The organism is Flavobacterium sp. (genome assembly GCF_020217025.1).
Lineage (GTDB): Bacteria > Bacteroidota > Bacteroidia > Flavobacteriales > Flavobacteriaceae > Flavobacterium.
On record NZ_JAIWOF010000092.1, the window covers coordinates 1 to 10,000 of the forward strand.

Annotated in this window: 11 protein-coding genes; 9 read left to right on the forward strand and 2 right to left on the reverse strand. The window is 33.3% G+C overall.

Features of this window, described 5'->3' with window-relative positions; all coding sequences use genetic code 11:
• Both LDL23_RS04430 and LDL23_RS04435 read left to right on the forward strand, forming a co-directional pair.
• On the forward strand, positions 1 to 164 hold a 164-nt coding region (locus LDL23_RS04430; protein WP_291264640.1), incomplete at its 5' end, for a bestrophin family ion channel.
• A 73-nt stretch (positions 165 to 237) separates the two neighbouring features.
• Complete coding sequence (locus tag LDL23_RS04435) at positions 238 to 1,161, forward strand: AraC family transcriptional regulator (RefSeq protein WP_026725716.1); 924 nt, start codon at positions 238 to 240, stop codon at positions 1,159 to 1,161.
• Positions 1,162 to 1,328: 167 nt separating this feature from the next.
• Here LDL23_RS04435 and LDL23_RS04440 read toward each other — a convergent pair whose 3' ends face one another.
• Together LDL23_RS04440 and LDL23_RS04445 are read right to left on the reverse strand one after the other, a co-directional pair.
• The gene (locus LDL23_RS04440; RefSeq protein ID WP_291264631.1) at positions 1,329 to 1,709 is read right to left on the reverse strand and encodes a DUF779 domain-containing protein; all 381 of its coding nucleotides are present in this window, start codon (positions 1,707 to 1,709) and stop codon (positions 1,329 to 1,331) included.
• A 76-nt stretch (positions 1,710 to 1,785) separates the two neighbouring features.
• Positions 1,786 to 3,291: an aldehyde dehydrogenase family protein gene (locus LDL23_RS04445; RefSeq protein ID WP_291264632.1), complete on the reverse strand. Its 1,506-nt coding sequence runs from the start codon at positions 3,289 to 3,291 to the stop codon at positions 1,786 to 1,788.
• A gap of 268 nt (positions 3,292 to 3,559) precedes the next feature.
• Here LDL23_RS04445 and pheT point away from each other — a divergent pair, with 268 nt between their 5' ends.
• From pheT to LDL23_RS04480, 7 genes are all read left to right on the forward strand, one after another.
• The gene (gene pheT / locus LDL23_RS04450; RefSeq protein ID WP_291264633.1) at positions 3,560 to 5,989 is read left to right on the forward strand and encodes a phenylalanine--tRNA ligase subunit beta; all 2,430 of its coding nucleotides are present in this window, start codon (positions 3,560 to 3,562) and stop codon (positions 5,987 to 5,989) included.
• A 118-nt stretch (positions 5,990 to 6,107) separates the two neighbouring features.
• Complete coding sequence (locus tag LDL23_RS04455; protein WP_291264634.1) at positions 6,108 to 6,866, forward strand: Rossmann-like and DUF2520 domain-containing protein; 759 nt, start codon at positions 6,108 to 6,110, stop codon at positions 6,864 to 6,866.
• Positions 6,850 to 7,377 carry an HAD family hydrolase gene (locus LDL23_RS04460; RefSeq protein WP_291264635.1) on the forward strand — a complete coding sequence of 176 codons (528 nt, stop codon included), beginning with the start codon at positions 6,850 to 6,852 and terminating at the stop codon, positions 7,375 to 7,377. Before LDL23_RS04455 ends, LDL23_RS04460 begins: the two co-directional genes overlap by 17 nt.
• 34 nt (positions 7,378 to 7,411) lie before the next feature.
• Positions 7,412 to 8,335: a geranylgeranylglycerol-phosphate geranylgeranyltransferase gene (locus LDL23_RS04465; RefSeq protein WP_291264636.1), complete on the forward strand. Its 924-nt coding sequence runs from the start codon at positions 7,412 to 7,414 to the stop codon at positions 8,333 to 8,335.
• Positions 8,328 to 8,912: a Maf-like protein gene (locus LDL23_RS04470; RefSeq protein ID WP_291264637.1), complete on the forward strand. Its 585-nt coding sequence runs from the start codon at positions 8,328 to 8,330 to the stop codon at positions 8,910 to 8,912. Before LDL23_RS04465 ends, LDL23_RS04470 begins: the two co-directional genes overlap by 8 nt.
• Positions 8,905 to 9,441, forward strand: a complete 537-nt coding sequence (locus LDL23_RS04475; protein ID WP_291264638.1) for a mechanosensitive ion channel family protein — start codon at positions 8,905 to 8,907, stop codon at positions 9,439 to 9,441. Before LDL23_RS04470 ends, LDL23_RS04475 begins: the two co-directional genes overlap by 8 nt.
• 84 nt (positions 9,442 to 9,525) lie before the next feature.
• Positions 9,526 to 10,000 (forward strand): PIG-L family deacetylase (locus tag LDL23_RS04480; protein WP_291264639.1); only part of this gene is annotated, 475 nt, incomplete at its 3' end.

Sequence of the window (10,000 nt, forward strand, 5' to 3'; positions counted from 1 at the left end):
TGGGTTACTACGTAATTCCAGTTGTGATTTTCATCTTTTATGTTTTAGCGAGTTTAGAATTAATCGCTGAAGAAATCGAGGACCCATTTGGCAACGATGCCAACGATTTACCAATGACAAAAATAGCTTCGAATATTAAGAAACATGTGGAAGAGATTTTGTAAAAATTAAAATATTACCAATAAAAATTAAAAAGTAAGGATTTTTAATTATTTTAGATGTTTAGAATTTATTCAAATGGCGAACAAAGCGTTACTTTTTACTCCAGCTTTAACCCACGAAAAGTCGTTAAAAACTTTGGTGGAAAATCGTACCATTTTTTCTTTAGACCATTGCGAATTGAACATTTTTGAAACCTATCAAAAATCGGATTTGGTTCCTTTGAAATTTAATGATTTGGTGGTAACGAGTATGTTGCGTGGTAAAAAAGTGATGCATTTATTTGAAGACCCAAGTTTTGAATATTTACCTGGTGAAACCGTAATTGTACCTTCCAATGCTGAAATGAAAATCGATTTTCCGGAAGCTTCGAAAGACAATCCTACACAGTGTATTGCTTTGGCAATCGATAATCAAATTATTACGAATACCTTGGATTTTTTAAATGAGAAATATCCGAAAGAAGGAAAAAGCAATTTGTGGAAATTAGACCACGAAAACTATTTCTTTTACAACAACGTTGAATTAGCAGGAACAATAAACAAGCTGATTAAAGAATGCATGGGGAATTCGCTAACCAAAGACGCTCTTGCCGATTTAACGCTTCAAGAATTAATCATCCGAATCATTCAAACGCAAACCACAAAACGTTTTGAAAATGAAACATTCCTTGATAGCAATAGTCCGATTACACCAGCGATTGAATATATTAAAAGTAATATTCGAGAAACCATCAATTTGAAAGATTTGAGCGATAAAGCATGTATGAGTACCACTTCATTTTATCGTTATTTCAAAAGAGAATTAGGCATGAGCCCAATTGAATATATTTTGAACGAAAAGATAAAATACGCCAAAAAACTATTGAGCAATCCCAACATTCAAGTCAATGAAGTTTCGTATGCTACCGGTTTTGAAGATTGCAATTATTTCATAAGATTATTCAAAAAATACGAAGGAGTTACGCCGAAGCAATATCAGTTGATGAATTATAATGGGTGAAAAAAGTTCAAATTCAAAAAAAAGCACAAAAAACAATTGGAGTTAAGAATCTGAATCAATAAATTCCATAAACAATAAGTATTATTTAACTTTTCTGTCATGCTGAATTTATTTCAGCATCTAAAATATAGTCAGAAGCTGAAATAAGTTCAGCTTGACAAATCTCCCTATTCATTCAACCTTATTTCTTCTAAATTCTGAGCTTCTTCTTCTGTGAATAATCTATAATTTACTTTGAATGTTTTTCCATAAGGGGTTTCTAATGAAAAACCGCCTGCTCCTATTCCATCCGTTACATCTAAAGTAAAATGAGCGTGTTTCCAGTATTCGAACAAATCTTTGTCCACCCAAAATTCAAATCCTTGAAGGGTTCCAATGCAAACATCGCCATAGCGCAAATAAAATCCGCCTTTTTCAAAACATTGTGGCTGCGTTCCTTCACAACAACCGCCCGCTTGATAAAACATCAAATCGCCAAACTTATCCGAAAGCATTTTGATTAATTCTATAGCTTTTTCGGTAGCTTCTAATCGTTTTATTTTTTCCATAGTTTACAAATAAAAAAAGTCGCGAGTTCAAAATAAAATTAATCATGAATCGCGACTTTAAATTAAAAATTATCTACTAAAAGAAACCTAATTTGTTTTTGTTGTAAGAAATCAACATATTTTTAGTTTGACGGTAATGGTCTAACATCATTTTGTGATTTTCTCTACCAATTCCTGATTGTTTGTAACCTCCAAATGGGGCTCCTGCTGGATAAGCATGATATTGGTTTACCCAAACACGTCCTGCTTGAATCGCTCTTGGAACTTGATATAATTCATGTGCATCACGAGTCCAAACGCCAGCTCCTAATCCGTACATAGTGTCGTTAGCAATTTCTAAAGCTTCTTCTGTAGTTTTAAAAGTGGTTACCGCTAAAACTGGTCCGAAAATTTCTTCTTGGAAAATACGCATTTTGTTGTGTCCTTTGAATAACGTTGGTTGAATGTAATAACCTCCTTCTAAATCGCCACCTAGATGATTTACATCACCACCGCATAACAATTCAGCACCTTCTTCTTTACCTAAATTAATGTAAGAAAGAATTTTGTCTTTTTGAATTTGTGAAGCTTGAGCACCCATCATCACCGTTGGATCTAATGGATTACCCATTTTGATAGCTTTTACTCTTTCCAATACTCTTTCGATAAATTTATCATAAATCGATTCGTGAATTAATAATCTTGATGGACAGGTACAAACTTCTCCTTGATTTAGGGCAAAAAGAGCAACTCCTTCCAATGCTTTATCTAAAAACTCATCATCTGCATCCATAACCGATGGGAAGAAAATATTTGGCGATTTTCCACCTAATTCTAACGTAACTGGAATAATATTTTCTGTCGCATATTGCATTACCATTCTTCCTGTTGCAGTCGAACCCGTAAATGCAGCTTTGCAAACTTTTGGATTAGTTACCAAAGTTCTTCCTAATTCCGCTCCAAAACCATTGATAACATTGATAACTCCTGCTGGAACTAAATCACCAATAATTTCCATTAACACCATAATTGAAATTGGTGTACTTTCTGCTGGTTTCAACACCACACAATTTCCTGCTGCTAATGCTGGAGCAAGTTTCCAAACCGCCATTAAAATTGGGAAGTTCCAAGGAATAATTTGGGCTACAACTCCAATTGGTTCATGTACGATAATAGAAACCGTATCTTTATCTAATTCGGTAATTGAACCTTCTTCAGCGCGAATTACACTAGCAAAATATCTAAAATGATCAATTGCTAACGGAATATCAGCCGCCATAGTTTCGCGAATGGCTTTCCCGTTATCTAAGGTTTCAACCGCAGCGATGTATTCTAAATTAACTTCAATTCTATCTGCGATTTTGTTCAACATGATACTTCTCTCTGTAGCCGAAGTTTGACTAAATGTTTTGAAAGCTTCATCTGCTGCATTTACAGCCATTTCAACATCCATTTTAGATGAATGTGCTGCTTTTGCCATTAATTTACCATCTAATGGTGAAAGTACTTCAAAATATTGACCTGTTGAAGGCGCTGTCCATTTTCCGTTGATATAATTATCGTACTTTTCTTTTAGTTGTGGTCTTTGAATTAAATTACTCATAATTTTGATTTTAGGTTTGTTTATCAAATTTAGATTCAATTCTTATTTTAGAATAGCACAATTATTTCATTTAATAGCACAAAACTGATATTGACTCAATTTTAACATCTAAAAATTACATTTCTATTAATTTTTTACTCAATTATTTATGAAATTTACAATTTAACCTTTCCAAACTTATCACCAAAAGGCTGTTCAAAATTTCTAAATTCTAATTTCTAAATTCTAATTTTATAAAGTATCTTTGCCGTTTAAAATTCGATACAAAATGCGTATATCTTACAATTGGTTAAAACAATTCATTAAAACCGATTTAAAATCTGAAGAAATTGCCGACATTCTTACCGACTTAGGTTTAGAAGTAGAAGGCGTTGATAAATACGAAAGTTTAAAAGGTGGTTTACAAGGCGTTGTGATTGGTCATGTGTTAACATGCGAAAAACATCCTGATGCTGATAAACTAAAAATCACAACGGTTGATTTAGGTGATGGAAACGCGCCAGTTCAAATTGTTTGTGGTGCTCCAAACGTGGCAGCGGGACAAAAAGTTCCTGTGGCGACTATTGGTACCAAGTTATTTGACAAAGAAGGAAACGCATTCGAAATTAAAAAAGGAAAAATCCGCGGACAAGAAAGTCACGGAATGATTTGCGCTGAAGACGAATTAGGCTTAGGCGAAAGTCATGACGGAATTATGATTTTGAACGAAGATTTAAAACCTGGAACTCCAGCTTCAAAAGTTTTCGAAATTGAAACAGACGAAGTGTTCGAAATTGGATTAACTCCAAATCGTGCCGACGCTATGTCACACATGGGTGTGGCTCGCGATTTACGTGCTGGTATCCTTCAAAAAGGAACTACTTCTGAATTAATTACGCCATCGGTAAGTAAATTTAAAGTTGAAAAACGTACTTTAAAAATCGATGTAAAAGTTGAAAACGACAAATTAGCACCAAGATATTGTGGGGTTACGATTTCTGGAGTTACCGTAAAACCATCTCCAAATTGGTTACAAAACCGTTTGAAAGCGATTGGTTTAACTCCAAAAAATAATATTGTTGACGTTACGAATTACGTTTTACACGAATTAGGTCAACCATTACACGCTTTTGATGCGGCTCAAATTAAAGGAAATAAAGTAGTAGTAAAAACGGTTCCAGCTGGAACTAAATTTATTACTTTAGATGATATCGAACGTACACTTCACGAAGAAGATTTAATGATTTGTGATGAAAGTGGTCCAATGTGTATTGCGGGTGTTTTTGGAGGAAAAACTTCGGGAGTTTCTGAAAAAACGCAGGCGATTTTCTTAGAAAGTGCTTATTTTAATCCAGTTTCAGTTAGAAAAACAGCAAAAAGACATACGTTAAGTACCGATGCTTCTTTCCGTTTTGAAAGAGGAATCGATCCAAGTATTACCGAATACGCTTTAAAACGTGCGGCTTTATTGATTCAAGAAGTGGCAGGTGGCGAAATTACTTCGGATATCGTGGATATTTATCCTAAAAAAATTGAAGATTTCAGCGTATTTATTCATTTCAACAAAGTGAATAAAATCATCGGAGAAGAAATCAAACCTGAAACGATTAAGAAGATTTTAGCTTCATTAGATATCAAAGTTAACAGTATCACCGAAGCAGGTTTAGGATTAACCATTCCTTCATACCGTGTAGATGTTACTAGAGAAATTGACGTAATTGAAGAAATCTTGCGTGTTTACGGATATAACAATATCAAAATTCCTTCTAAAGTGAATGCTACTACAGCCTATTCATCAAGAACGGAAGAATATAAGGTTCAAAATATCATTGCTAACCAATTGTGTTCGTTAGGTTTCAACGAAATGATGGCGAATTCATTAACTACGCCAGATTACGTAAAACTTTCTGAAAACTTGAAAGAAGAATTGAATGTGATGATGTTAAATCCGTTGAGTAGTGATTTATCAGCGATGCGTCAATCGTTATTGTTTTCTGGATTAGAAGCGGTTTCTTTCAACATCAACAGAAGAAGAAGCGATTTAAAATTCTTCGAGTTTGGAAAAAGTTACCACAAAACGACTAATGGTCATGACGAAAACAAACACTTGACATTATTGGTAACTGGAAACAGACAAAACGAAAGTTGGACAAATGCGCAAACTAAATCTGATTTCTTCTTGTTTAAAGGGTATATCAACACGATTTTAAGTCGTTTAGGATTAGATAAAAAAGTGACTTCATTACCATTTGAAAATGATATTTTCGCAGAAGGTTTAGCGTTAGCAGTTGGAAAAGAAGTAATTGTAGAATTTGGAACAGTTAAAAAATCAGTTTTAAAACATTTCGATATCAAACAAGAAGTATTGTATGCTGACTTTGCTTGGGATAAGATTCAGAAATACGTTTCTACGAAAATCAAATTCACCGATATTCCAAAATATCCAGAAGTTCGTAGAGATTTAGCTTTGTTATTAGACGAAAATGTACCATTCGAACAAATTTATAACATCGCCAAACAAACGGAAAAAGGCTTGTTAAAAGACGTGAATTTATTCGACGTTTACACAGGAAATAACTTACCAGAAGGCAAAAAATCATACGCTGTAAGTTTCATTTTACAAGACGATTCTAAAACCTTAACCGACACTCAAATTGATAAAATTATGAGTAAGTTACAAGGTAATTTTGAAAGTCAGTTAGGAGCTTCTTTAAGATAATTAACAAACCTGACAGGTTTCGGAAACCTGTCAGGTTTAATCATAAAAAACTCTCGATACATTTGAATCGAGAGTTTTTTTATTACAAAATTTCCTCAAAATTCACTATTTTTACCCCATGATAAAAGTCGTACTCATTGGTTCAGGAAATGTTGCCCAACACTTAATTCAAGTGTTGTTGCAGGCTAAAGAAGTGGATTTGGTACAAGCCTTTGCTCGTAACCCAAGTCATTTATCGCATTTGCTTCCTGAGGAAAAAATCACAGCGGATTATCATAAAATTATCGAAGCGGATTTATATATTATTTCGGTTTCTGATAATGCCATTGCGGAAGTTTCTGCACAATTACCGTTTGAAAATCATTTGGTAGTACATACTTCTGGAACTTCTGACATTTCGTTGTTAAACGATAAAAATAGAAAAGGCGTTTTTTATCCATTACAAACCTTTACTAAAGGAAAAGAAATCGACTTCGCTCCTATTCCCATTTGTTTAGAAGCTGAAAAGGAATCGGATTACCAACTTTTAGAAGAATTAGGAAATTGCATTTCACAAAAAGTAGTTCGAATTTCTTCGGAACAACGCAAAAGTTTACACGTAGCCGCCGTTTTTGTTTGTAATTTTGTGAATCATTTGTACCACATTGGAAATGAAATTTGCGAAGAAAACAACATTCCATTTGAAATATTGCATCCGTTAATTCAAGAAACGGCTCATAAAATTATGGAACTTTCTCCGAAAGAATCACAAACGGGTCCGGCTTTACGAAACGATACCAAAACCATTGAAAAACATTTAGATTTCTTAGAAAATCCCGAATATAAAAACCTATATCAATTACTTACACAATCGATACAACATGTCAAAAAGTTATAAAGAACTCATGAATCAAGTTAACACTTTCATCTTTGATGTAGATGGAGTATTAACCGACGGAACTATTCACGTAACCCCAACAGGCGAAATGCTTCGCAACATGAATATCAGAGATGGTTATGCCATGAAAGCCGCTGTTGAAAATGGCTACACTGTTTGTATTATTTCGGGTGGAAGTAACGAAGGTGTTCGTGTACGTTTAAGAAATTTAGGGATTACTGATATTCATTTAGGCGTTCCAAACAAGGTAGAAACTTTCAAAGAATTCACTGATATTTACAATATCCAACCTGAAAATGTGTTATATATGGGTGACGATATTCCAGATTATCATGTAATGCAATTAGTAGGATTACCAACATGTCCGCAAAACGCAGTTCCAGAAATCAAAGGAATTTCCAAATACATTTCGCACGTAGAAGGTGGAAAAGGAGCCGTTCGAGACGTTATAGAACAAGTAATGAAAGTGCAAGGCAAATGGATGGAACATTTTGATGCAAAATTTGATTAAAAGCGACAATTAACCAAGAATATAAATACTAAACATGAAATACTTAAAACTAATTCGATACCAAAATTTACTAATGCTAGCCTTTATGCAATTGGTATTTCGTTACTTATTTTTAGCACAATCATATGTAGATTTAGCCTTAACCGATTTCAATTATATTTTATTAGTGATAGCAACGGTTTGTATCGCGGCTGGTGGTTATGTCATCAATAATATTATGGATCAAGATACCGATGAAATTGCTAAACCTCAAAACCGTGTGGTTGGGGTTTCTATTTCGGAAACCGTGGCGTATAATTGGTACATTGGTTTGACGATTGTTGGTGTTGGAATTGGATTTTATTTATCGAATGTGATTTACAAACCTACTTTTGCTTCCATGTTTATTTTGGTGGCAACTTTACTTTATATGTATGCTACTAGTTTCAAGCAAATTCCAGTTCTTGGAAATGTGGTAGTAGCTTTGATGCTTTCGACAAGTATTATCATCATTGGATTATTCGATATTTTACCAGCAATTGATGTGGATAATCGTTTCCGAATGAAAGAAGCTTTTGATATTTTAATGCATTATGCCATTTTCGCTTTTATAATCAATTTGATTCGTGAAATTGTTAAAGACATGGAAGATATGGATGGCGATTATCAATCAGGAATTAATTCCTTACCTATCGCTATCGGAGTTCAAAAAACTAAGATAATTGTTGGAGTTTTAACCGTAATTTCAATTGGAATTTTAGCGTATTATGTAAATTCTAATTTATTCGAATTGGATTACGTAGTGTATTATGCGATGATTTTAATCGTTGGACCACTAATTTATTTCGGAGTGAAATTATTGAATGCTGCAACGAAAAAAGAATTCCACCATTTGAGTTTGGTTTTGAAAGTCATATTATTTTTCGGAATTTTATCGGTTGCGGTAATTGTTTTCAATTTAAAATTAGCCAATGCTTAAAGACAAACTCAATAAAATCAACATCATTTTAGCTTCGGGTTCGCCAAGAAGACAGCAGTTTTTTAAGGAAATGGATTTGCATTACACCATTCGCCTAAAGGAAATTGAAGAAATCTATCCCGAACATTTACAAGCGGAAGAAATCACCAATTTCTTAGCCGAATTAAAAGCAAGTGCTTTTGAAAACGAACTAAAAGAAAACGATGTTTTAGTTACGAGCGATACAATCGTTTGGTTAAACGGAAAAGCGTTAGGCAAACCAAAAGATTATGACGATGCGTTTCAAATGTTGCAACAATTGGCTAATCAAACGCATGAAGTGATTACATCTGTTTGTTTGAAATCGATTGATAAAACGGAAGTTTTTTATTGTGTGACCAAAGTTACTTTTGCTAATCTATCTGATGAAGCAATCAAATATTATCTTGATAATTACCAACCTTTTGACAAAGCCGGAAGTTACGGAATTCAAGATTGGATTGGTTTAATAGGAATTTCAAAAATTGAAGGTTCTTATACAAATGTAGTAGGTTTACCAACCGAAATGTTATTTCAAAAATTAATGAATTATGCTTAAACTTATTCAAAATCCATACTTAGATCAAGAAATAGCAACATTAATTGTGTTAGTGGTCTATTTTATTTTACGATTTAGTTCAAACAAATTAGTTAGAAAATATGCTACTTTAAACGAAGTTTTAGAGCATCGTACAAATTTGGTAATCAAATACATAAACTTATTACTTGGCATTTTAGCTTTAATTTCAATTGTAATTATTTGGGGAGTTAAAAAAGACCAGATTTTACTTTTTATATCTTCCGTTTTTGCAGTTGTGGGCGTAGCTTCATTTGCACAATGGTCAATTCTAAGTAATATTACAGCTGGAATTATTTTGTTCTTTTCGTATCCATTTAAAATAGGTGATAAAATAAAAATTCACGACAAAGAATATCCAATAGAAGGCGAAATAGATGATATTAAAGCATTTTACGTAATCTTAAAATCTTCTGATGGCGAAATGATTACTTATCCTAACAATTTATTGATGCAAAAAGGAATTTCAGTTGTGAATAAACCTGTAGAAGAAAAAGAATTTTTTGATTAAATCAACTGATAAAAATCTGTTAAAAAGGAAGCAATTAAAACTTCCTTTTTTTTATTTCCTTATTTTTGAAACAAAACCATTGCAATGAACAGAAGATTTACTTCAATATTTATATTTTTAATTTCAATAGTAGCATTCGCACAAGCGCCACAAAAACTGAATTCAGTTGAAATTTATGAGCAAGTTCAAAAACTAAATTTCTTAGGAAAAGTATTGTATGTTGCGGCTCATCCTGATGATGAAAACACGAAACTTATCACCTATTTTTCCAATCATTATCATGCACAAACTGCTTATTTATCTTTAACTCGTGGCGATGGTGGCCAGAATTTAATTGGAACCGAACTTCGAGAAAAATTAGGTGCCATCAGAACACAAGAATTATTAGCAGCCAGAAGAATCGACGGTGGCGAACAATTTTTTACCCGTGCAAACGACTTCGGATTTTCTAAAGAACCGAATGAAACTTTCGCTATTTGGAACAAAAACGAAGTTATGGAAGATGTAATCCAAGTAATGGAAACGTTTCGACCTGATATTATTGTGAATCGCTTTAGTC

Coding starts and splice junctions, on each gene's coding strand:
- LDL23_RS04435 (WP_026725716.1), top strand. CDS start 238: ATGGCGAACAAAGCGTTACTTTTTACTCCAGCTTTAACCCACGAAAAG.
- LDL23_RS04440 (WP_291264631.1), bottom strand. CDS start 1,709: ATGGAAAAAATAAAACGATTAGAAGCTACCGAAAAAGCTATAGAATTA.
- LDL23_RS04445 (WP_291264632.1), bottom strand. CDS start 3,291: ATGAGTAATTTAATTCAAAGACCACAACTAAAAGAAAAGTACGATAAT.
- pheT (WP_291264633.1), top strand. CDS start 3,560: ATGCGTATATCTTACAATTGGTTAAAACAATTCATTAAAACCGATTTA.
- LDL23_RS04455 (WP_291264634.1), top strand. CDS start 6,108: ATGATAAAAGTCGTACTCATTGGTTCAGGAAATGTTGCCCAACACTTA.
- LDL23_RS04460 (WP_291264635.1), top strand. CDS start 6,850: ATGTCAAAAAGTTATAAAGAACTCATGAATCAAGTTAACACTTTCATC.
- LDL23_RS04465 (WP_291264636.1), top strand. CDS start 7,412: ATGAAATACTTAAAACTAATTCGATACCAAAATTTACTAATGCTAGCC.
- LDL23_RS04470 (WP_291264637.1), top strand. CDS start 8,328: ATGCTTAAAGACAAACTCAATAAAATCAACATCATTTTAGCTTCGGGT.
- LDL23_RS04475 (WP_291264638.1), top strand. CDS start 8,905: ATGCTTAAACTTATTCAAAATCCATACTTAGATCAAGAAATAGCAACA.